16 protein-coding genes and 2 pseudogenes are annotated in these 21,814 nt (G+C 58.4%); 14 read left to right on the plus strand and 4 right to left on the minus strand.

Annotation, left to right across the window (positions count from 1 at the left end):
• Window position 1: 1 nt before the first annotated feature.
• From NKJ57_RS27720 to NKJ57_RS27730, 3 genes are all read left to right on the plus strand, one after another.
• A complete protein-coding gene (locus tag NKJ57_RS27720) occupies window positions 2-895 on the plus strand; it encodes an SIR2 family NAD-dependent protein deacylase (protein ID WP_023706365.1) in 894 nt (297 codons plus the stop codon).
• 85 nt (window positions 896-980) lie between these two features.
• Window positions 981-2,849, plus strand: coding sequence for an ABC transporter ATP-binding protein (locus NKJ57_RS27725; RefSeq protein WP_352513557.1), 1,869 nt, complete (start codon window positions 981-983; stop codon window positions 2,847-2,849).
• Entirely contained in the window at window positions 2,849-4,741 is a 1,893-nt protein-coding gene (locus NKJ57_RS27730) for an ABC transporter ATP-binding protein (protein ID WP_352513556.1), read from the plus strand. Before NKJ57_RS27725 ends, NKJ57_RS27730 begins: the two co-directional genes overlap by 1 nt.
• Before the next feature lie 555 nt (window positions 4,742-5,296).
• Here NKJ57_RS27730 and NKJ57_RS27735 read toward each other — a convergent pair.
• The 3 genes from NKJ57_RS27735 to nifA all read right to left on the minus strand — a co-directional run bounded on the left by NKJ57_RS27735 (window position 5,297) and on the right by nifA (window position 9,565).
• On the minus strand, window positions 5,297-6,337 hold the full coding sequence (locus tag NKJ57_RS27735) for an LLM class flavin-dependent oxidoreductase (protein ID WP_031195881.1): 1,041 nt from the start codon (window positions 6,335-6,337) through the stop codon (window positions 5,297-5,299).
• Window positions 6,338-6,426: 89 nt separating this feature from the next.
• Window positions 6,427-7,566, minus strand: a complete 1,140-nt coding sequence (gene hisC / locus NKJ57_RS27740) for a histidinol-phosphate transaminase (RefSeq protein ID WP_352513555.1) — start codon at window positions 7,564-7,566, stop codon at window positions 6,427-6,429.
• 232 nt (window positions 7,567-7,798) lie between these two features.
• Complete coding sequence (gene nifA, locus NKJ57_RS27745) at window positions 7,799-9,565, minus strand: nif-specific transcriptional activator NifA (RefSeq protein ID WP_023703128.1); 1,767 nt, start codon at window positions 9,563-9,565, stop codon at window positions 7,799-7,801.
• A 1,137-nt stretch (window positions 9,566-10,702) separates the two neighbouring features.
• Here nifA and NKJ57_RS27750 point away from each other — a divergent pair.
• The 3 genes and pseudogenes from NKJ57_RS27750 to NKJ57_RS30970 form a co-directional block, all read left to right on the plus strand.
• A complete protein-coding gene (locus tag NKJ57_RS27750; protein ID WP_031209948.1) occupies window positions 10,703-12,031 on the plus strand; it encodes a dicarboxylate/amino acid:cation symporter in 1,329 nt (442 codons plus the stop codon).
• 304 nt (window positions 12,032-12,335) lie between these two features.
• Complete coding sequence (locus tag NKJ57_RS27755; protein WP_023703127.1) at window positions 12,336-13,367, plus strand: LacI family DNA-binding transcriptional regulator; 1,032 nt, start codon at window positions 12,336-12,338, stop codon at window positions 13,365-13,367.
• 290 nt (window positions 13,368-13,657) lie between these two features.
• A pseudogene (locus tag NKJ57_RS30970) lies at window positions 13,658-13,885 on the plus strand (IS1634 family transposase); the annotation flags it as partial.
• A gap of 80 nt (window positions 13,886-13,965) precedes the next feature.
• Here the strand turns inward: NKJ57_RS30970 and NKJ57_RS27760 are convergent.
• Window positions 13,966-14,991, minus strand: coding sequence for a LysR family transcriptional regulator (locus NKJ57_RS27760; RefSeq protein WP_023712679.1), 1,026 nt, complete (start codon window positions 14,989-14,991; stop codon window positions 13,966-13,968).
• 237 nt (window positions 14,992-15,228) lie between these two features.
• Here NKJ57_RS27760 and NKJ57_RS27765 point away from each other — a divergent pair, with 237 nt between their 5' ends.
• The 8 genes and pseudogenes from NKJ57_RS27765 (at window position 15,229) to NKJ57_RS27800 (ending at window position 21,561) form a co-directional block, all read left to right on the plus strand.
• Window positions 15,229-15,822, plus strand: a complete 594-nt coding sequence (locus NKJ57_RS27765; protein WP_023685029.1) for a NodA family N-acyltransferase — start codon at window positions 15,229-15,231, stop codon at window positions 15,820-15,822.
• The gene (gene nodB, locus NKJ57_RS27770; RefSeq protein WP_023672235.1) at window positions 15,819-16,478 is read left to right on the plus strand and encodes a chitooligosaccharide deacetylase NodB; all 660 of its coding nucleotides are present in this window, start codon (window positions 15,819-15,821) and stop codon (window positions 16,476-16,478) included. Before NKJ57_RS27765 ends, nodB begins: the two co-directional genes overlap by 4 nt.
• Before the next feature lie 13 nt (window positions 16,479-16,491).
• Window positions 16,492-17,850 carry a chitooligosaccharide synthase NodC gene (gene nodC / locus NKJ57_RS27775; protein ID WP_023687361.1) on the plus strand — a complete coding sequence of 453 codons (1,359 nt, stop codon included), beginning with the start codon at window positions 16,492-16,494 and terminating at the stop codon, window positions 17,848-17,850.
• Window positions 17,851-17,863: 13 nt separating this feature from the next.
• Window positions 17,864-18,493, plus strand: a complete 630-nt coding sequence (gene nodS, locus NKJ57_RS27780; protein ID WP_023685032.1) for a nodulation methyltransferase NodS — start codon at window positions 17,864-17,866, stop codon at window positions 18,491-18,493.
• 37 nt (window positions 18,494-18,530) lie between these two features.
• A pseudogene (locus tag NKJ57_RS27785) lies at window positions 18,531-18,764 on the plus strand (carbamoyltransferase N-terminal domain-containing protein); the annotation flags it as partial.
• A 54-nt stretch (window positions 18,765-18,818) separates the two neighbouring features.
• Complete coding sequence (gene nodI / locus NKJ57_RS27790; RefSeq protein WP_023685034.1) at window positions 18,819-19,730, plus strand: nodulation factor ABC transporter ATP-binding protein NodI; 912 nt, start codon at window positions 18,819-18,821, stop codon at window positions 19,728-19,730.
• A gap of 3 nt (window positions 19,731-19,733) precedes the next feature.
• On the plus strand, window positions 19,734-20,522 hold the full coding sequence (locus NKJ57_RS27795; RefSeq protein ID WP_023687364.1) for an ABC transporter permease: 789 nt from the start codon (window positions 19,734-19,736) through the stop codon (window positions 20,520-20,522).
• Between the two features lie 64 nt (window positions 20,523-20,586).
• On the plus strand, window positions 20,587-21,561 hold the full coding sequence (locus tag NKJ57_RS27800; protein WP_023703124.1) for a LysR family transcriptional regulator: 975 nt from the start codon (window positions 20,587-20,589) through the stop codon (window positions 21,559-21,561).
• Window positions 21,562-21,814: the final 253 nt, after the last annotated feature.

Raw genomic sequence — 21,814 nt, forward strand, 5'->3', positions numbered from 1 at the left:
GATGAACACGATCCTGACATCGGGCCACCTCGTCATTGTGCGGGACAGTTTTGCTGAAAAGCTGCTTGACCTGGCGAAGGAAGCGCTCGCCGCCGATGAGGTGATCCCCTATCTCGGTCCGGGTCTTCTTGAGTTGAACTGTGTGGAACCGCCTGTGCCGCATACCCCGGAGGTTGTTGCCGCGGCACTCAATGCACGGGCTCCAGCCCCTTCCAGGATCCGCACCAATATGTGGTCGGTTGCACAGTTCATCGAACAGCGCCGGCATCGCCGGACGCTTCAAGCTTGGATGACCGACATATTCGCAGCGCCGGTGGGGCCGACCCCCTTCCACGCCTGGCTCGCAAGGCTGCCACTCTCCCTCATCATCGACAGCTGGTATGACAGCGCGATGCGCACGGCTCTGGTAGAGACCGGTCGAACGGACGTCCTTGAGATACAAGGCGTCACGCGCGCGAATGAAATCGGCAACATTTGGACGAAAACCTACGATTTGTCCGGGAGGGAGCTCGACCCCCGATTGGGGGCCAAGACGGTTCTCTATTCACCTCACGGGAGTATTACGCCCGCGCAAAACTTTCTCGTCGCAGATTCCGACTACGTCGAAGTCCTGTCCGAAATTGATATCCAGACACCGATCCCAGACGCTGTGAAGGAACGGCGCATCACCCGTGGATTTTTCTTCGTTGGCTGCCGCTTCAACGATCAGATGCTGCGCACCTACGCCAGACAGATCATGAAGCGCTCCCGCGGTCCCTATTGCACCGTAATGGACGCGGAAACCCTGACCAGAAACGAAGCGCGTTTTCTTGCGGCAAGCGGAATCACGGTGATCGACATGCCACTAAGTCAAGCGGCGGCTCGGCTTGTGGGAACGGGCACGGCTGCAGGTTGAGGACGGGATTAACAATGGCGGATGCCTTTGATGATGTCTGCTTCGGCTTTCCTCGAAGGCGCAAAATGCAGTCGGGAATACACCCGTGAACAGTGAAGCTGTCAGCGGCGCAACGAACGCACTGAATTCGTTGGCCCATGTTGAAGCGGCGCGCTGGGGCCGGGATTTGAGTACGCTGTTGCGCATCACGCGTATGAATCTGCGCCATCCGTGGCAGGTCGCCCTCGCTATGGGCTCGACGATCATGGCGGCAATCCTCCAGTTGCTCATTCCCCAGCTTCTCGGCCGGGCTGTCGACCAGACCCAGACAGCTATCGGGGGCGGTGTCGCGGGGGCTGCGGCAGGACAAGCGCTCTGGGCCCCGGCTCTCCTGCTGCTCGCCGTCAGCGCGCTACGCGGCGTTTTCACGATGGCGCAGAACTATTTTGCCGAAGCCGTCGGGCATCATGTCGCGTACGAATTGCGGCTCGCCTACTACGACAAGATCCAGCGTCTCAGCTTTTCCTTTCACGACCGGGTCCATTCAGGCGATCTGATAACCGCCGGAATGCTCGATCTCGAAGGCGTGCGGATGTATTTTTCCACCGGGCTCATGCGGGTGCTCCTGCTGACGATGCTGATCGGGATTGGCGCTTACATGATGATCTCGACCGATCCGATGCTCGGCTTGGCCGCGCTCAGCTTCGTGCCTTTTGTCGCTTGGCGCTCATCGACCACACAGCTTAGGCTGCGCGCCACCTGGCTCGACCTCTATGAGCGCCTTTCGGTACTAAGCCGCGTGATGAAGGAAAATCTCGCAGGTATCCGTGTGGTCCGCGCTTTTGCGGCTCAATCCTATGAGATGCTGAAGTTCGACGGCGCTTCCAAGAACGCGCTCGACCTCGCCAACGATCTCGTTGACATCTACGTACCCAACACGTCGGCGATGACCTTGTCCTACTTTTTCGCAATGGGATTGGTGCTTGGGATCGGTGGCAACAAGCTCGTCGCTGGCGAGATCAGCGTCGGAACCATGGCGACCTTCCTGACCTTCATGACCATGCTGCAAATGCCAGTCCGCCAGATCGGTCTCATGGTCAATGCGTTTGCCCGCGCTTCTAGCTGCGGTTCGCGGCTTTTCGGTCTCCTCGATCAGGAGATCACCATCAGGGATGCTCTCGAGGCCAGACCGCTTGAGATAAGTGACGGCACTCTGCGCTTCCACAATGTCTCATTTGCCTACCCCAACGCCGAAAACCGCGCCATTCTGAAGAACCTCAGCTTTGAGGCCCGGAGAGGCGAGACGATCGCTATCGTCGGTCCGCCGGGTTCCGGCAAATCGACGATGGCTCATCTGGTCCCCCGCTTTTACGACGTGACCGGTGGCGCCATCACGTTGGACGGCCAGGACATACGCAATGTCACCCTCGAGAGCCTTCGCAAGGCGGTCGCGGTTGTACAGCAGGATGCGTTCCTATTCACAACAACGATCGAGAACAACATCGCTTATGGCGATCCCTGGGCGAAGAGACAGCGAATTGAACGCGCTGGAGAATTCGCCCAGCTCCACGACTACATCCTCGGGCTCCCGGCAGGGTATGAGACGGTCGTGGGCGAACGCGGCGTTTCTCTCTCTGGCGGCCAGCGCCAGCGTCTCACGATTGCTCGCACCATGATGCTGCGCCCCTCCGTCATCATTTTCGACGACTCGATGGCCGCGATCGATGCCGGCACCGAGCTGCGCATTCGCGCGGCGATGCGGCGCTTCGCAAAGGATCGGGTGACGATCATCATCGCGCACCGGCTGAGTGCGCTTAAGCATGCCGATCAAATCCTTTTTGTCGATAAAGGCGAAATCGTAGAACGCGGCACGCATGAAGAGCTTCTGGCGAAGCGGGGACGCTACAGGGCCCTTTACGATCTCCAGACGCGCCCGGGTGATAGCATTATTAGCCAGGATGGGGGCGCCCGCTGATGGACCAGGGCCGCGGCGAACTCGAAGCCGAACGTGACGATGGGAGACGCCCTCCGCGCGCGGTCGTCGGCTCGCACCGGATCGAGGAGGAGATGTTCGGCCGGGCTTTCGACAAGAGCATCCTCCGTCGCATCTGGGGCTTCGTCCATCCCTACCGGGCAAAGGTAGTTGTCACGATTGTCGCGATGCTGATCTTCACCGGGACGCAGCTTCTCATCCCCTTGATCATCCGCTACGCGATCGACCTCGGCATGAACCCGGCAAGGCCCGATCGCTCAGCCCAGCTTGCGGCCGTCGGCGCGTTCCTTTCGGCGATTTTGGTCAATTTCGCCGCCGGCTACATGCAGGAAGCCTTGGATGGGAAAATGGCCGAAACTGTCCTGTTCGACATCCGCCGCGCCATGTTTGGCCATCTGCAAAAGGTTTCGCTCTCTTTCATGGACAAGACCGAGGTCGGACGCCTGATGTCGCGCCTGCAAGGCGACGTTAACTCCATACAGGAGTTCCTGGAAACCTCGGTATATTCCCTAGGCGATGTTGCGCTTCTCTTCGGCATCGTTTTCGTAATGCTGTGGCTCGACTTTCGCCTCGGCCTCCTGACGCTATCGGTTCTGCCAATCCTGGTGATCGTCCGCATTGTCTGGTTGCCGCGGGCCCGCGACGCCTTCATGGCTGCACACGAAACCAATTCCGTCGTCAATGGCGCGCTGGCCGAAGCCATTCACGGCGTGCGGACCATACAGTCAATGGACCGCCAGCAGGTGAATTTCAGTCTTTTTGACGATCGGGCCCATGCCAACCTCAGGACCCACCTGATCGCTGCCAGATATGCACTGGTCATGGTGCCCATCGTCGATGGCATCACCGGCCTCGCCTTGGCCGCCGTTATTGTGGTCGGCGGCTCGATGGTCATGAATAGCCGTATAGATGTGGGCGTGTTGGTAGCCTACCTATTTTACATCCAGCGCTTCTTTGACCCGATGCGCTCACTCACCCTGCAATATTCGGTCATGCAGCGCGCCATGGCCTCAGGCAAGCGCCTGACCGATGTGCTCGACGTCAAGATCGATGTTAAGGACAAACCCAATGCCGAGGTGCTTTCGCCCGAAATGGACGGCTCGGTCGAGTTTAGGGACGTCACCTTCGGCTACGATCCGAACCGTTCGGTTCTGAAAAATGTCTCGTTCAAGGTCAATCCGGGCGAGACGGTCGCACTAGTCGGACCGAGCGGTTCTGGCAAATCGAGTGCGATGGCCCTGGTCCACCGCTTCTATGATGTTCAGCAGGGTCAGGTGCTGGTCGGCGGACATGATGTACGCGACCTCACCCAGGAATCGCTCGGCCGCCAGGTCGCCATGGTGCTGCAGGAGCCATTCCTGTTCACCGGGACGGTCTTCGAGAACATTCGATACCAGAAGACGGAAGCCACGCGCGACAAGGTGATCGAGGCGGCCAAGGCTGTCGGCGCGCATGACTTCGTCATGAGCCTCGCCGACGGGTATGAGACCCAACTTGGCGAACGCGGCGACAACTTATCTCTCGGCCAGCGCCAGCTTATCAGTTTCGCCCGCGCCCTCGTCGCTGACGCCAAGATCCTCGTGCTCGACGAAGCTACCGCCAATATCGACAGCTACACGGAATTGCAGATTCAGAAGGCTCTGATCAAGCTGCTTGAAGGGCGGACTGGCCTCGTCATCGCCCACCGTCTCGCCACGGTCCGGGGGGCCGACCGCATCATCGTGCTTCAGAATGGCCAAGTTATTGCGACTGGCAAGCACGATGAGTTAATAGCCATGGGCGGCCTGTATTCCAAACTCTACTATCTCAACTACGCCTCCTTCGACGACCTTCCCGAACACGATACCACCGTCCAAGCTGGCTCTCAGACCTGACATCTTGGCGGCCTTGTGGTAGTGGCGTTGACTTTCGGGCGTGTCGGCAGACCACTCAGGCCACCGCATCCGGCCAGCAGCCAGCATTCAAGAACGAGCACTCCTCGCAATTCATGAAGACCGGCTGCGAACGATTTCCTCCAGCATCGTATCCGACCGCGGTGCACCACCATCATCGGGCGAGCTCGCTGGAGGTGTTGGCTGGGCGTCGCAAAGCCGCTCGCGAGCGCGCCCTCAATAGCGCCGTAGCGAGTGACGGCTTTGCCACCGACGGGCCGCTGATGAAGCTGGATTAGTGGGCGCCGCACCGACGCCGCCCCGGGCGAGAAGAACCTCCTGCGGCTGGCTATGGGCAACGACTAGCGCCAGCGCGACGAGCAGACGCGTGCCGGCATCGTGACGCGCTCGGCTACCCTCTCCTTAGGATCGTGCATGTTCACACGATGGCCCAGACGCCAGCCAACGCACAAAGCTGGTATTCTGTGCCGCCTGCTCGTCGTCAGTTTGGCCTCCTCCCGATTGCCCGCCCCACCACGTGCAAGCTCGAGCACATGGTCAGCCAAGTCGAGCCATGATTTCGGATTGAATGGTCCTCGCGGTGTAAAGGGAAGCATCTAGCGGCAGATTTCCAAATGCCATTTGACAAAGCAGGTAGTTGGCACCTGCCTCTTCCAACTGATCTAGCAGAGCTTTTCGCACAGACTCTGCTGATCCTACCACGCACAATTCACTCTCGACTGCCGCATCGAAGGTCAGCGGCAAGTTTGGTGGAGTGGGGATAGCGTTAAGCTCGTAAAGGAATTGGAAGCTCTTGAGCCAGCGTGCGTAAGCAGGTGCCGCGAGCGAATAGGCATGTGTGTCACAACGCCCAATCACGACCATGCGGAGCAATCCGACAAATCTCCCTTGATCCCCCCCGCCTGCGTTGTCCTCTCGATAGGCGCGGAACGCATCAGTAGTTTTGCGAACAGAAGAGGAAGGTCCTACACACGCGATATTTGTTCCATTCGCAGCGGCCCAAGCTGTGGACTCGGGTCGATTGGCAGCGACCCATGTGGGCGGATGTGGACGCTGATGAGGTCTTAGCGTCAAAGGAACGTCATTGAGATCAAAATGGCGACCTTGATAGCAGAGCGTGCCGACCTCGCTCGAATTAACAAGTATTTGCATAAGAATTTCGCTGGCTTCGGCATAACGGCCCGGCACCGCGTCCGCACCAATCCCGAAGTAGCCCAATTCGGTCGGGAGAGCACCGCGCCCTATGCCCAGTTCGAGCCTGCCACCGCTCAACTGGTCCAGCATACAGATCTCTTCGAACGCACGCAGCGGATGATAAAGCGCAAGCAGCATCACCAAGGGTCCGAGACGCAAGCGCCGGGTGCGCTGGGCGACGCTCGATAAGAACAGATTCGGCGATGGACCTCTCCCATGGGGAGTGCAGTGGTGTTCTGCGAGATGATAGGCATAGAACCCTAGCTGATCGCACGCCTCTGCTAATATCAGGCGATCTTCGTACTGCCGGCCTATATCGCGGCCATCCTCATCCAAATGATCGAAGATGCCGAAAGCTAGGTTTGAAGGAAAGACGTTTGTCACTCTTTAAGTCCCCGATTTTAAAAGCAGGCTGTTTTCTTGCTGGGGTCACCAAGCAAGTCGGAAGAGATGTGTGTGATCGCCGATTAGCGTCAGCGTAACGAAGAAGCAGAGCCTGACGCTTCCCTGCCCCTGAAGCTTGGCACCGTTAAGCTTCCAGCGATGTCGCCAGCGGCAGCAAGAAATTCATCCATCTGCTCTTTTGTGCCGATGCTGACGCGGATACAGTGTTCCAAGCCTTTGTCCGGAAAAAACGCGACAAGTATCTTTTGCCTCTCCAATGCTGCTTGCCACCATGAGCCGTCCTGTCCCGCGGGCACACGGGCCAGCAAGAAATTTGCGCGGGAGGGTGTTACGGAAAATCCGAGTTGCGATAGTGCAACTGTCACTCGCTCTCGTTCATCCTTGATGTGCTTGTGGTTGTCTGCGTAGGCGCCGCGATGCGCAAGCACGCTGATACCAACGGCATGCCCGATCACGTTCATGTTGAAGACGTTCTGGATGTTTCGCAGCCTTCCAATAATTTCAGGGTGACCGAAACCGAAACCGACGCGAATGCCGGCGGCCGCATAGCTTTTCGAGAATGACCTCAAGATCAGAAGATTCGAATACCGGTTGATGAGGCGCAGTCCGTGATCGGGTGCAAAGTCGACGTATGCCTCATCAAGGACAATCAAGCGGTCCGATTGGGCTACGAGGCATTCGATATCGCTGATCGGGAGGAATGTTCCGGTCGGATTGTTTGGATTGGCCAACATAATAAACTTGGCGTCTTTTGCCGCACCGGAAAGCAATTGCTCCATTGGCAGGGAATGAGCTTGACATCCGATTTCGAGGAACTCAGCGCCCTGAAGCATGGCAAGTTTGCGGTTGAACGAAAACCCTGGCGACATCATCGCAACCTTGTCGCCGGGTGCGAGGAAAGCTCTGTAGATCAGTCCGAGCAGTTCAGACGACCCGTTGCCAGCGATGACCTGATCCCTGGAAACGCCATAGGTGCTGGACGCTGCTTCCCTCAATCTTAAGTTATCGTCATCCGGATATAGATACTGGCGCTTGAGGGCCGCCACTGCACTTTGCATTATGATTGGCGGCAACGGAAACGGGTTCTCATTCGTATTCAGCTTGATAAAATTTGCGTCCGGCGCTGGTCCGTTGGACGGCAGAGCATCCAACTGTCGTGTCACTTGCGAAAGAGCCGAAAGCACAGTTTGCAGTTTTGCGTCGGACATATTTGACTCCGTTTCAGTACAGGGGGCATGCGTATGAGCTCGCAACGAGAGCAACATGGCGGACGGGATTGACGATGGCAGGGTTGCCTTTCACACAATGGTCGCAGCGCCGGCTGAGATGGGAATTCAGCCAGGCTGTCCTCGGTCGAATCGAGTTGACGCGCACGCGGATCTGCATCGCTGCGCGGCGCCAAGGCGCTAAGCGGCTCAGCTCATGCCCAGGGTCATGCTTTCAAAGACGCTTGATCTCGACGCCGTATTTCCTCAGCACGTAGCCAATCTGGCGCGGGGTCAGCCCAAGCAAGCGCGCTGCCTTTGCCTGCACCCAGCCACATCTTTCCATGGCAGCAATGACGCGCTCTATATCGGGCGTCCTCGCGCCAATTGGGTGGGTTGCGCCGGCAAGCGGGCCTGTAGTCGCGGCCGAACTGGCGGCCTCGTCCGGGGGCGTGGCCAAATTCGCTGACTCCGGCAGGATCGGCGGTGGTTGCAGCGCGGCCTTGCCCGATCTGCACTTCCACAGCGCCTCGGCAAAGCATTGGCCTTGGGAGCAGGCAAAGTCGTTTCTCCCGATTGACAGTCCCTCGGCCAGGATCGCTGTCCGGTGCACGCAATTTTCAAGCTCGCGAATGTTGCCGGGAAACTCACATTTCATCAGCACTTCAATCGCACGCGGATCGAAGGTGAGCGTACAGCCGTTCTCGTCGTTGAACTTCTTGAGAAACTCAGCTGCGAGGAGCGGAATATCGCTGCGCCTTTGGCGCAATGCTGGTACCAGCAAGGGAACCACGTTGATGCGGTAGTACAGGTCGGCGCGGAACTCATTCCTTGCAACCGCCTCTTCCAGGTTCCTGTTCGTGGCGGCAATCACGCGAACATCGACCTTGATGGTCTGATTGCTGCCGACGCGCTCAAACTCCTGCTCCTGCAGCACGCGCAGTAGCTTTGCCTGGAACGAGGCCGAGATCTCGCCAATCTCATCCAGAAACAACGTCCCCTTGTCAGCGAGCTCAAAGCGCCCCTTGCGGGAATTGAATGCGCTTGTGAAGGCACCCTTCTCATGACCGAACAATTCGGATTCCAGGACTGTCTCTGGGAGCGCTGCACAATTGAGTTTAACGAAGGGCCGCTTGGCGCGCGGCGACAACTCGTGAATTGCCTTGGCAGCCAGCTCCTTCCCGGTACCGGACTCACCTCGCAACAGAACTGTGGTTTTTGCCTTCGCTACGACCGCGATCTTCTCCAGCAGGGCGCTTATCGCCGGACTGTCACCAATCATCCCCTCGACGTGAACCTTTTTGCGCCGGGGTGCAGGGTGCTTAACATCAGAAAATTTCGTTTGCAGCCGATGTTCCAGCTCCGGCGCTCGCTCGCTGTCGGCCGCGGAGAAGCGATGCAACTTGACTGTCTGTCCCACCATGTTGGCAATCATGGTGAGCAGCCGGACATCATCGTCGAGCCCATAGCTTGACCTGCTTTCCAAAACCCGGTCCAAAGTCAGCGCGCCTATGGCGTTCCCATCAACACGAATGGGAACGCCGATGAACGACACGGTGTCGGAGGCCCCAAGCACCTCGATATCAGTGGCAGTGAAGGTCGGATGCATCGCTATGTCGTCGGCGACGAGCGGCGTGTCGGTCGTCACAATCTGATCGATGGCGTTGCGCGGCAGGCGCGACCGGGAGGGCTCATTGCCGTTCGTGCCGCAGCCGCTGGCCACTGTGATGTCCAGTCCGCCCTCGGCATCGCAGAGAGCGATGATGCCGTGCCGCATCTGCACAAACGAGTGCAGGAGGTCGACTACCTTGGCCAACTTGAGTTCGAGCCGGGCGGCATCGGCGAGTACTTTCGATATTTCGAAGATGCCGGTTAGCGCGCGCTCGTGCAATGCCACATTCGCAGGATTCGTGTCGGGCTTTGGACAACCCTTTATCGCATTCGGCAGCGATATGCCGCAGTCGCGGGCATTCTGTTCTGACTTGCTAATGTTGTGGTGCATGTGATCCTCGATCTCGCGCCATCAAATCTAGGCTGGCGGCATGTGCGCCCGCGACGTCGCGGGCACGCGCGAATATGCTCCGACGTGAACTCGTGCCGCCGCCGTGTGGTCGAGTGCAAAGCGGGTCCGGCCCTAACGCATCGCTTGGCTACTCCCTCCACGAAGCTTGGCCATGTTATTGGCTTGCCCCGGGCAAACACACGTTGTTTTCAAAAGACTGGAGCGAGGCGGCATAGTCAATCGAGCTTTCTTTCATCTGTGAAAGGAAACCTCGCGGCCTATGATAGGATTCATCAGTTCTATCTTTGCGTTGAAGCAGAAATACCTGGGCCGGCCATGCGTTGCCCGAGCGGCTGACCGCGCGGAGTGTAAATGCGGGGCCGTGCCATTCACCAGCGCCCGCGAAGGAGGGGCGGGAGCGAGAATAACCGCCAACGGCACTGGTCGGTTGCGGCAACCGCCATCTTTCTCGAGTTGATCAGGCGGCGGCGATGTCGGGTGTGAAGGCGCGAAGCTGGCGTCGAGTACGACTTCGTAGGCGGTGCTCGCAACTTCTGAATCGCATCGTCGTGGTCAGCACCATCACCAGCCTGGGGCCGAAATCGGCACACTCAATGAGCGTATCGAAAAGTCTGAACAGATTACGATGCGACCGCTTGAAAACGGCTGCCCCTGCTGCGGGCGTTGATTTGCAAAATGGGTCGTCCAAAGGACCGTCCGAATTTATTCTGTGCATTGCAGTGGCTGCACGGTCGTAGGCTGTCCAGAAACGAGCGCTTCCGAACAGGGGTAAGTTAGCCTGTCATCTGGACGGCCTTGAACAGGCGACACGATGGGGCCCGGTCCAAAGCCGGCTAACGAGGAACCCACCGCGCTCTGTGCAGCAAACCGCTAGCCAGAGGGATCGACCGGCAGCACTCTGCCAGAGACCATCAAGGGCGTTCGGACCGCGACCTTGCCCGCTGGTCTGACACCGCATTCCTCCATCATTGGCGAGCCCACGTCAGTTCAGGTGATGCGGATTCATCTGGCATGGGTATTGCGGCGGCGTTGGTGCAGCGTTCGACCGGAGCGCCGCGATAGGGAGAAGCCCGGGAGAAGTCACGCCACCTCGATCCGGTCAGGGAGAGAGAAACAGTGTCAGCTGCACAAGTCCGCGGCGCGAGTCCCGCGCCCCGCAAATCCTTCTACACCAAGCTCTACGCCCAGGTGCTTGCCGCCATCGCGCTCGGCGTCGCAATTGGCTATTTTTATCCGGAGACCGGCGAGAGCCTGAAGCCGCTGGGTGATGCCTTCATCAAGCTGGTCAAGATGATCATCGCGCCTGTCATCTTCCTGACAATTGCGACCGGCATTGCCGGCATGAACGATCTTCATAAGGTCGGCCGGGTCGCCGGCAAGGCAATGGTTTATTTCCTCACCTTCTCAACGCTCGCGCTGATCGTCGGCCTCATCGTCGCCAATGTCGTCCAGCCTGGCGACGGCCTGAACATCGATCCGGCCTCGCTCGATGTCCAGGCCGTGAATACCTATGCCGCAAAAGCCAAAGCGCAGTCGGTCACCGGCTTCCTGATGAACATCATCCCGCCAACGATCGTCGGTGCCTTCGCGGAAGGCGACATCCTGCAGGTGCTGTTCTTCTCGGTTCTGTTCGGCATGGCGCTTGCGATGGCCGGAGAGACGGGCAAGCCTGTCGTTTCCTTCCTCCAGGCGCTCATTGTGCCTGTCTTCAAGCTCGTCGGAATTCTGATGAAGGCCGCGCCGATCGGCGCTTTTGGCGCGATGGCCTTCACCATCGGCAGATATGGCATCGGTTCGGTAGTCAACCTCGCGATGCTGGTCGCGACGTTCTATTTCACCGCCTTCCTCTTCGTGTTCGGGGTTCTCGGCGCAGTCTGCCGCTACAACGGCTTTTCGATTTGTTCTCTCATTCGTTACATCAAAGAAGAGCTGCTGCTTGTCCTCGCAACGTCCTCCTCGGAGGCGGCGCTCCCGTCGCTGATGGAGAAAATGGAGAAGGCGGGCGCCAGGCGTTCGGTTGTGGGTCTCGTCATCCCGGCCGGATATTCGTTCAATCTGGACGGCACGAATATCTACATGACGCTAGCGGCTCTCTTCATCGCACAGGCGACGAACACGGATCTGTCCATCGGCGATCAGGTGCTGCTGCTGCTCGTAGCAATGCTTTCCTCCAAGGGCGCTGCAGGTGTGACAGGTGCGGGCTTCATCACCCTGGCGGCTACGCTCGCGGTAGTTCCGAGTGTTCCCGTTGCTGGGATGGCACTGATACTCGGCATCGACCGATTCATGTCCGAATGCCGGGCGCTCACGAATTGCGTCGGCAACGCAGTGGCATCCCTCGTCGTCGCACGCTGGGAAGGAGAGTTGGACCGAGCACAGATGAAAGCTGCCTTCAGCGGTCATCAGCTTACCGAGGCATCAAACCGGCTACCCTCCTGCAAGTAAGATGGGCGGCCCACGACCTGTGAAGTCGCTTAGCTGGTCACATAACTGAACGACCGACCCGCAGCCTCTAAACGGCTCCTCACGGACCATGTATCAGAAGCGCTAAATGTGTGAGTGCAAATCGTCACCGCCCTTTAAGCGAATGAGCCTTTCAGTATACCCGGCCGGTTTACGTCTGCAATGATGTTCGTCCAACACGCTGTGCCCATTCGTATGGGGACGTCTTCACTTTGCCACCCGAAACCGAAACGCGTTAGGCGGACAGAGAGCCGGCCCGCGTCAAAAACCAATCAGAATAGGACCTATGACCAAGCGACCCACAATTGCCGATCTCGCCCGCGAAGCCCGAGTCAGCGTAGCAACGATCGATCGGGTTCTGAACGCCCGCCATCCGGTGCGCGAGGAGACCGCGCGGCGGGTCCACGACGCCGCCCAGGCGATCGGCTATCATGCTGCCGGGCTAATCAAGCAGCGGTTGCGGCGAGACCTACCGCACTACCGTCTGGGCTTCATCTTGAGAAAACCGGCCCAGCATTTCTACCAAGATTTAGCGCGCGAGGTCGAAGCATCGGTCAATTTGGCCCAGTCCTTCCACGGCATTCCGCTCGTCGAATTCGCCCCGTCACATATGCCGAGCGACCTGATCGCGCCGCTCAAGGAGTTGGGCGCACGCTGCCATGCAATCGCGATGGTGGCACCGGACCACCCGAAAATCACAGCAGCGGTTGAGGACCTCAAGGCCAAGGGCATTCCGGTTTTCTCGCTGCTTTCCGACTTCGCCGCCGGCGTGCGACAGGGGTATATCGGCCTCAACAACCGCAAGGTGGGGCGCACGGCCGCTTGGATGGTGTCCAAGGTCGCAAAACGGCCCGGCAAAGTGGCGGTGTTTGTCGGCAGCCATCGTTTCCAGGGGCACGAGCTCCGTGACGTCGGCTTTCGCTCCTATTGCCGTGAGAACGCGCCCACGTTCGAGGTGCTGGATCCGGTCATGAACCTCGAGAAACGGCAGATCACCTACGAGGCAACGCTTGATCTCATGCAGCGGGAGCCCGAGCTCGTCGGCTTCTATGTCGCCGGCGGCGGCATGGAGGGCGCGATCTCCGCGCTCCGAGAAGAGGGCAAAAGTCGGGATCTCGTCGCGATCGTGAATGAAATCACACCTGAGTCTCGGGCAGCGCTTGCAGATAACATCGTCACGATGGCGGTCGCCACGCCAATGCGCCGGCTTTGCCAGGAGCTGATAACGCTGATGACACGGGCTATCGAGACCGGCACCGCTGAAACACCCGGACAGACATTTCTGCCGTTCGACATCCATCTGCCGGAAAATATATGAAGGCGGAAGCGCGAGGTGGATTGCCTAGATCCGCAGCGTCAACCTCCACCGGCTTCACTTGCCAACATGCCCCACGTCTCGTGCAGGGGGTGTGGTCAATCATCCCGCACGGCAAGAGCCGAGCGAGGCCAGCACAGTCCATTTGGGGTCGACCTCGTCGACCGCCATCTCCTCGCCTGGCTGCACGTGAAAAGCCGCGGCACAGCCGGCAAGGTAGGAATTTAACCGGGCTAACCATCTTCTGGGACTTCGCACGCAAATCGAGGCGGCAGTCAATTCAGTAGCAGCCCGGGCGTGTGTTCTGCTCGTTCCGGCCCCTCGCACTTAGCAAGGAACTGCGCCGCTCTGCCGGGCCAAAGGCCCGACGCCCGAAGGGCAACCGCTCCTACGCGATCGCGTCCGCCTCCAGAAGCCGCCATCGAAAAGAATGCTCGCGTCGTCACCACCTACGGCCAAAGCGGGCAATCAAGGCAGCTGGCATCACTCTGCCACACACCCTCGACGAGCAACTCGCCTGAGATCAGCCCCAGAACGTAGGTAACACGCGCCGCGCCGGCGCTTGTCGAACATGCTGATCAGCCTGTCTTACAGGCGGTGATTAGGTGGGGCTCAACATCTTCCGGGACTTCGCACGCGATTTCGAGGTGGCAGTCGGTACCAAGAAACGAAAGGTCGGATCGGCGTGCCCGAGACGCTCAATGATTTCAGGCAAAGGCGCCAGGCGAGATGCCTCCTGCAACATCATTTCCCGCATCCACATGCTTGCCGGATCACTATTGTGAAGCTCAGGCCATTGGACGGCTTCCGTGAATGCAGGAGGAGGAAGTGGCGGCGGAAGTTGGACAATCCGCAGGGGTGTTGTTTTTGCGAAATGCTGCGCCAGCCGTAAGGGCATAGTCCCGATGCGGCTGGTGCCTGACAGGACGGGCGGGATCAGGCTAAAGCCCTGTACGACAACTTCGATACGTCTCTCGAAACCGTGCTCGAGCAAATACCATTCCTCCATGGTGGGCTGCCGGGTGTGCCTGAATTTGAGCACAACATGCCCCATGCACAAGTATCGCTCGAATGTAAGTGGCTCCGACAGCTGCTTGTTCGTGCCGCAGCCTACGCCTACGAGCTTATCTTCGAACAGGGCTGCCCGAGGATGTTTCGACATGAACACTTCCGGCATAATCAGAAAATCAACGTCGCCGCGCCGGAGAAGCTCCTCGGGGTCGTCGCAAATAGGCAGACATTCAAAGCGAACGGCGGGAGCTTCCCGCGCAGCGCGCTCTACTATCTTCCTAAAAAATACGAGCGTGATGTAATCGGAAAGCATGATTCGGAAGAGACGATCCGATTGGGCCGGGTTGAAGGCGTCGGGGGAAATAATCGATAGCTGGATGTGCAGCAATGCGTCCCGGACTGCTGGGGCGAGCCCGTCGGCGCGCGGCGTCAAAATGAGCTCGCGGCCGTTCATCGTAAATAGCTCATCGTTGAAATAGGCGCGTAGCCGAGCAACGGCGGCGCTCATGGCCGGCTGGCTCAGGTTGATACTGCGAGCCGCGGCAGTGACTTTACGCTCCCTCATCAGAGCGTCCAGCACAACGAGGAGATTTAGATCCAGCCCTTTAAAACGCATGTCATGTTCTATCCAACGTGTGGATGCGTATCATTCAAACAATCAATTTTACGAATTTACGAGCCATGCATTAGAGGAACGGAAAGTGAGCGACGTCAAGCTCAAATCGACGACACGGGCCGGAACTCGAGAGAGCGTCTGGCTCACCTTCGCCAACGACAACGGCTGAGTGCAGCCACCAACGCCGCTTTGGTCGAGTAATGCGGCCACAAAAACCAATATGAAGAGAGGTCCTGAATGCGCCATCAGGTGCAGTGGAAGTTGTGCTGGGAAAACGAGTTGCAGCTCTCCGATCACGTTAAGCTCGCCGAGTTCTTTCGTGATACGTACGGGCCGACTGGGGCGTCCAACGCAGAACCGTTCGAAGGTAGTCGAAGCTGGGCCGGAGCCAGGCCTGAACTCCGCGTAATCGCCTATGATTCAAGCGGTGTAGCGGCTCACATGGGCATACTGCGCCGTTTCATCAAGGTCGACGCGGTCGACCTGTTGGTGGCTGAACTGGGCCTGTACGGGGTACGTCCGGACCTTGAGGGTCTGGGAATCGCCCATTCAATCCATGTCATGCTTCCAATACTGCAGGAGCTTGGCGTTCCATTCGCTTTCGGAACGGTCAGGGACGCGATGCGGAATCATGTTGAGAGGTTCGGACGGCGATACAGCCCTATGGCCGTTTTGTCGGGAATTCGCGTGCGCTCCACCCGACCAGAGGCCCGCCTCGACCTGCCGCCCACACGCATCGATGACGCACTCACAATTGTTCTGCCAGTTGGACGGCCGATCAGCGAATGGCCCACGGGCACGATGATAGATCGGAACGGACCAGAGCTATGAGCCGGTCCGATTGCTTGTACGAAGTGCGCCGTGAGTGCTCTGACGGCACCGGCCGTCGAAGCGTTTATCTGACGTTTGACGACGGTCCCAATCCACTTTTCACACCGGAGATTCTCGACGTGCTGGCAGAGCAGCGGGTGCCGGCGACTTTCTTCGTCATCGGCGCCTACGCCTTAGAGCACCCATATCTAATCCAACGGATGATCGCAGAAGGGCACGAGGTAGGCAACCACACGATGTCTCATCCGGATCTGTACCAATGCGGTTTCGGCGAAGTGCAACGTGAGGTCTTTGAAGCGAACGACGCCATCATGAGAGCGTGCCCGCAGGCCTCGGTCCGCTTTGTTCGCGCGCCCTACGGCGCCTGGAGCGAAGAAGTCTGCACAGCATCACAGATCGCCGGGCTGGCGGCCCTTCATTGGTCCGTCGACCCTCGAGATTGGTCTCGCCCTGGAGTCGAGGCGATTATCGATAAAGTGCTCGCCTCCGTCCGGCCGGGCGCAATTGTACTCTTGCACGACGGATGCCCTCCCGGCGAGTTGAGCCAGGGCGCTCACGCCGGCATGCGCGACCAGACGGTCACGGCGCTGTCCCGGCTGATTCCAGCACTGCGTGAGCGCGGATTTGTAATCCGCTCACTTCCTCAACATCACTGAACAACGAGATCCCATGACTCTTCTTGGTACAACCAGCACTGTGGCCATTTCGCTTTATGCACTGCTCTCGACTGCCTATAAGAGCATGCAAGGGCTTTATGCTATGCCGACAAAGGATTCGTCGGCGTTGGAGGTTCTCGCCGGCTCCGACAAACTGCCCAGCGTCGATGTCATCGTCCCCTGCTTCAACGAGGATCCGCGCACGCTTTCAGAGTGCCTGGCTTCCATTGCAGACCAAGAATACGCCGGAAGACTTCGGGTCTATTTGGTTGATGACGGTTCTGGAAATCGCGAAGCCTTAGGAACTGTCCACGAAGACTACGCGCGCGACCCCAGGTTCGACATCATTTTGCTTCCCGAGAATGTTGGAAAGCGCAAGGCGCAGATCGCCGCGATACGACGCTCATCAGGGGATCTGGTGCTTAACGTTGATTCAGACACGGTACTCGCGCCCGACGTCATTTCCAAGCTTGTACCGAAGATGCGAGATTCAGCGGTCGGCGCAGTCATGGGTCAGTTGACGGCCAGTAACCGAACCGAGAGCTGGCTGACCAGGCTGATAGACATGGAGTACTGGCTGGCTTGCAACGAGGAGCGCGCGGCACAGGCTCGCTTCGGTGCCGTTATGTGCTGTTGCGGCCCATGTGCCATGTACCGCCGGTCTGCGCTCCTTTTGTTACTGGACCAGTACGAGTCGCAATTTTTTCGGGGCAAGCCAAGCGACTTCGGTGAGGATCGCCATCTCACTATCCTGATGCTGAAAGCAGGCTTTCGAACCGAATACGTTCCGAGCGCCATCGCGGCCACAGTCGTTCCGAACAGACTCGGACCGTATCTGCGCCAACAACTCCGTTGGGCACGAAGCACATTCCGGGACACACTGCTTGGGCTGCGCTTGCTGCCTAGCCTAAATAGCTATCTCACGTTGGACGTGGTCGGACAGAATCTCGGCGCGCTACTCCTCGCCCTATCGGTATTAACGGGCCTCGCACATTTCGCACTGACAGGCACTGTGCCTTGGTGGACAGGACTGATGATTGTGTCCATGACCATGCTCCGATGCAGCGTGGTAGCATTTCGTGCTCGACAATTTCGATTTCTTGGCTTTTCGCTGCACACGTTCATCAACGTCTTTCTCTTGCTTCCGTTGAAGGCCTACGCGCTGTGTACCTTGAGCAATAGCGATTGGCTGTCGCGAAGCTCTGCTGTCGCTACATCGAACACTGGGGGAAAACAGGCCCCCACCCAAGCTCCGATCACTGGTTCCAGCAGGGCAGAACTCTCGCCCCATTCGGCTCCGCTTCGCAGGCTCAGTCTTGCGCGGGATTCTTCGGAATTAGTCCTGTCGGACAACATTTGCGGCGACGATTGATCGCAAATACCTAATGGACGAAAGGTGCACGAGTTTGACCCAGAACGTGAATCATCAGTTGCTTGATCGGGAATTGGCCGCCGACGATCCGTGGGGCCTCGACGGCAATCCATTCGAGCGGAAGCGCCACACGCAAATGCTCCAGCTGGCGCTTGCCCAAGGCTCCATTACAAATGCCCTCGAAGTCGGGTGCGCTGCCGGCGCATTCACGGAAAAACTAGCCCCCTACTGCCAAGGGCTCACCGTCATCGATGTCGTGGCGCAAGCGATTGCTCGAGCACGTCAACGGATAAAGGAGCCGTCGCGCATCAACTGGATAGTCTGCGATGTTCAACAGTTTTCGACCGACGAGTTGTTTGACGTGATCGTTGTGGCGGAGGTCCTCTACTACCTCGGAGACATAGCCGAGATGCGCGCGGCCGTCAAAAACCTGGTGCGGGTGCTTGCGCCAGGCGGGCATCTGATCTTCGGATCGGCAAGGGATGCTAATTGCCGTCGCTGGGGTCACGCCGCTGGTGCTGAGCCGGTCATCGCCATGCTGAACGAAACGTTGATCGAGGTAGAGCGGCTTGAGTGTCGGGGCGAGTCGGTCAACGAAGACTGCTTGCTCGTCCGTTTCCGGAACCCGATTTCCGCTTCCTGATGAATCTCGAATCTATCGCCGTTAACGTGGAGACACTATGCGCATCTGTGGTACCAAGCTGACCCATGATGGGGCGATCGCCCTGGTCCAGGATGGACGGCTCGTCTTCTGCGATGACCAGGAAAAGCGGCACAACGATCCGCGTTACCAATCCATCGATAATCTCGACGCAATTGTCGCCGCTTTAGCGGAGCAGCGGCTAGATCCTTGTGATGTCGATCAGTTCGTTATCGACGGCGGGGATGGCGAAGACGAGTCACAGTTTCAGATCGGCAGGGAACCAAGCGACCGCCAGTTTTGTCGTCCCTCTCGGTAAAATGAACCCATGTCCATGATAGCGATCGACCTTACTGACGTAAGCAAAACTTATGACAAGCTCGTTGTCGACAGGCTGTCGTTCCGCGTTGCGGCGGGGGAATGCTTCGGGCTCTTGGGACCGAACGGCGCGGGCAAAAGCACGATTGCGCGTATGGTCCTCGGCATGACATCGCCTGATGCGGGGAAGATTACTGTGCTCGGCGCTCCAGTGCCGGCGCGCGCGCGTTTGGCACGTATGCGCATCGGCGTGGTCCCGCAGTTCGACAATCTTGATGCCGCGTTCACTGTACGCGAGAACCTGTTGGTGTTCGGGCGCTACTTCCGGATGAGCAGACGCCAGATCGATGCGGTCATACCATCGCTGCTTGAGTTCGCCCGCCTCGAGAACAAAGCGGATGCGCGCGTCGCCGAACTGTCCGGCGGCATGAAGCGGCGCCTGACGCTCGCGCGTGCGCTCATCAATGACCCGCACTTGCTGGTGATGGACGAGCCGACCACCGGCCTCGATCCGCAGGCCCGCCACCTGATCTGGGATCGGCTGCGATCGCTGCTGGCGCGGGGCAAGACTATTCTTTTGACTACCCATTTCATGGAAGAGGCCGAGCGGCTGTGCGATCGGCTGTGCGTTATGGAGGAGGGGCGCAAGATCGCCGAAGGTCGCCCGTCCGAACTCATTGACGAGCAGATCGGCTGTGACGTGGTGGAGGTCTACGGCGGCAATCCGCATGAACTAGGTGCGCTGATCCGGCCGTACGCACAGCGCATCGAGGTGAGCGGTGAGACGCTTTTTTGCTATGCACCCGATCCGGAGCAGGTGCTGGCGCAGCTACGCGGGCGCACGGGTCTACGCCTTCTGCAGCGTCCCCCCAATCTCGAGGATGTGTTTTTGCGGTTAACCGGGCGCGAGATGGAGGACTGAACAATGGGCGAACGTTATGCGGCGGGCATGCCCGCCAATGCGTGGAATTGGGTCGCGGTTTGGCGCCGCAACTATCTTGGATGGAAGAAAATCGGGCTTGCATCGGTTCTCGGCAACCTCGCCGATCCGATGATCTATCTGTTCGGTCTCGGCTTTGGCATCGGAACAATGATAGGTCCTGTTGAGGGCACTTCGTACATTGCGTTTCTCGCGGCTGGCATGGTTGCCACAAGCGTGATGGCATCGGCGACCGCTGAAACGGTCTACGGGAGTTTCGGCCGCATGGGCGACCAGCGCACCTGGGAAGGAATGCTATGCACTCAGCTGACGCTCGGCGATATCTTACTCGGCGAATTGGCGTGGGCAGCCACGAAGGCCCTCATGGCGGGCACAGCAATCACTATTGTTGCTACCACGCTCGGCTACGCATCGTGGCCATCCATCCTCTGCTTGCTGCCAGTCATCGCTCTCAATGGCCTCGCCTTCGCGAGTCTAGCGATGGTCGTCACGGCGCTTGCGCCCAGTTATGAATATTTCATATTTTATAATACGCTTGTTATTACACCCATGCTGTTCCTTTGCGGCGCGATGTTTCCGGTCAACCAATTGCCCGGCGCTTTTCAGTATGCTGCCTCCTTATTACCGCTCGCACATGCAATCGACCTCATTCGTCCAGCGATGCTTGGCCGTCCGATTGACAAAATGGGCCTGCATATCGGCGCGCTTTGCATATACACAGTTTTGCCCTTCTTCTTTTCGATTGCTCTTTTTCGTCGAAGGCTGATGCGTTGACGCTACTCACCATTCGAATTGAATGTTTGGTCGCAACCCATTCACACGCCGCCTAGATCAAGACATGCGTTTTAAGGGACTCGATCTGAATCTCCTCGTCGTGTTGGACGCTCTGGTCAGGGAACGTAAAGTCACCGCGGCGGCCCGCAGTATCAACCTGAGCCAGCCGGCAATGAGCGCCGCCGTTGCTCGGTTACGCGCCTATTTCAGCGATGAGCTATTTACGATGAGCGGCCGCGAGCTCATTTTGACACCTCGCGCTGAGGGGCTCGCCCCAGCAGTCAGGGAGGCATTGCTGCACATCCAGCTATCGATTATTTCCTGGGACGCCTTCAACCCAGCCCAATCGGATCGTCGCTTCCGGATTATCCTTTCCGATTACATCACGCTCGTATTTTTTAAGAAGATCGTAGAACGTGCTGCGCGGGAAGCTCCCGCCGTCCGCTTTGAATGTCTCCCTATTTCCGACGACCCCGAGGAGCTTCTCCGGCGCGGCGACGTTGATTTTCTAATTATGCCGGAAGTATTCATGTCGAAACATCCTCGCGCAGCCCTGTTCGAAGATATGCTCGTGTGCGTAGGCTGCGGCACGAACAAGCAGCTGTCAGAGCCACTTACATTGGAGCGATACTTATCGATGGGGCAGGTTGTGTTCAAATTCGGGGACACCCGGCAGCTCTCCATGGAGGAATGGTATTTGCTCGAGCACGGTTTCGAGAGACGCATCGAAGTTGTCGTACACGGCTTTAGCCTGATCCCGCCCGTTGTATCAGGCACCAGCCGCATCGGGACCATGCCCTTACGGCTGGCGCAGCATTTCGCAAAAACAACACCCCTGCGGATTGTCAAACTTCCGCCGCCACTTCCTCCCGCATTCACGGAGGCCGTTCAATGGCCTGCGCTCCACAATAGTGATCCGGCAAGCCTGTGGATGCGGGAAATGATGTTGCAGGAGGGATCTCGTATGATTCCTCTGCCTAAGAGCACCGGACGTCTCAGTTGTCCCCAAATTGAGAAAATGCCCCCCCCTCGACTATGAGAGGAGGCATGGATGGCGATGCCCCGCCGCCTGCGACCCCGCAACTGCTCAGCAGAAGGGCGAAGCGAACGAGAGTGAATCCATTTCGTAAATGTGTGCCTATCCAAGCAATCGATTTCTGCAATTGTCCGATGACGAATATGAACGCGCCTGAAGGTGTGGAGGCGGAAGCCTGTTCGGGCCCTTGCGGCCGACCACGATGAATCCCTTCCAAACCTTCAGCCGGACGGTGTTGTTGACGCGCTCCATTAAA

The sequence above is a fragment of the Mesorhizobium sp. M0077 genome (genome assembly GCF_040322955.1).
Lineage (GTDB): Bacteria > Pseudomonadota > Alphaproteobacteria > Rhizobiales > Rhizobiaceae > Mesorhizobium.

Excerpts from the sequence above, each read along its gene's own strand:
- NKJ57_RS27720 (WP_023706365.1), top strand. The coding sequence starts at position 2 with ATGAACACGATCCTGACATCGGGCCACCTCGTCATTGTGCGGGACAGT.
- NKJ57_RS27730 (WP_352513556.1), top strand. The coding sequence starts at position 2,849 with ATGGACCAGGGCCGCGGCGAACTCGAAGCCGAACGTGACGATGGGAGA.
- hisC (WP_352513555.1), bottom strand. The coding sequence starts at position 7,566 with ATGTCCGACGCAAAACTGCAAACTGTGCTTTCGGCTCTTTCGCAAGTG.
- nifA (WP_023703128.1), bottom strand. The coding sequence starts at position 9,565 with ATGCACCACAACATTAGCAAGTCAGAACAGAATGCCCGCGACTGCGGC.
- NKJ57_RS27755 (WP_023703127.1), top strand. The coding sequence starts at position 12,336 with ATGACCAAGCGACCCACAATTGCCGATCTCGCCCGCGAAGCCCGAGTC.
- NKJ57_RS27760 (WP_023712679.1), bottom strand. The coding sequence starts at position 14,991 with ATGCGTTTTAAAGGGCTGGATCTAAATCTCCTCGTTGTGCTGGACGCT.
- NKJ57_RS27765 (WP_023685029.1), top strand. The coding sequence starts at position 15,229 with ATGCGCCATCAGGTGCAGTGGAAGTTGTGCTGGGAAAACGAGTTGCAG.
- nodB (WP_023672235.1), top strand. The coding sequence starts at position 15,819 with ATGAGCCGGTCCGATTGCTTGTACGAAGTGCGCCGTGAGTGCTCTGAC.
- nodC (WP_023687361.1), top strand. The coding sequence starts at position 16,492 with ATGACTCTTCTTGGTACAACCAGCACTGTGGCCATTTCGCTTTATGCA.
- nodS (WP_023685032.1), top strand. The coding sequence starts at position 17,864 with ATGGACGAAAGGTGCACGAGTTTGACCCAGAACGTGAATCATCAGTTG.
- nodI (WP_023685034.1), top strand. The coding sequence starts at position 18,819 with ATGTCCATGATAGCGATCGACCTTACTGACGTAAGCAAAACTTATGAC.
- NKJ57_RS27795 (WP_023687364.1), top strand. The coding sequence starts at position 19,734 with ATGGGCGAACGTTATGCGGCGGGCATGCCCGCCAATGCGTGGAATTGG.
- NKJ57_RS27800 (WP_023703124.1), top strand. The coding sequence starts at position 20,587 with ATGCGTTTTAAGGGACTCGATCTGAATCTCCTCGTCGTGTTGGACGCT.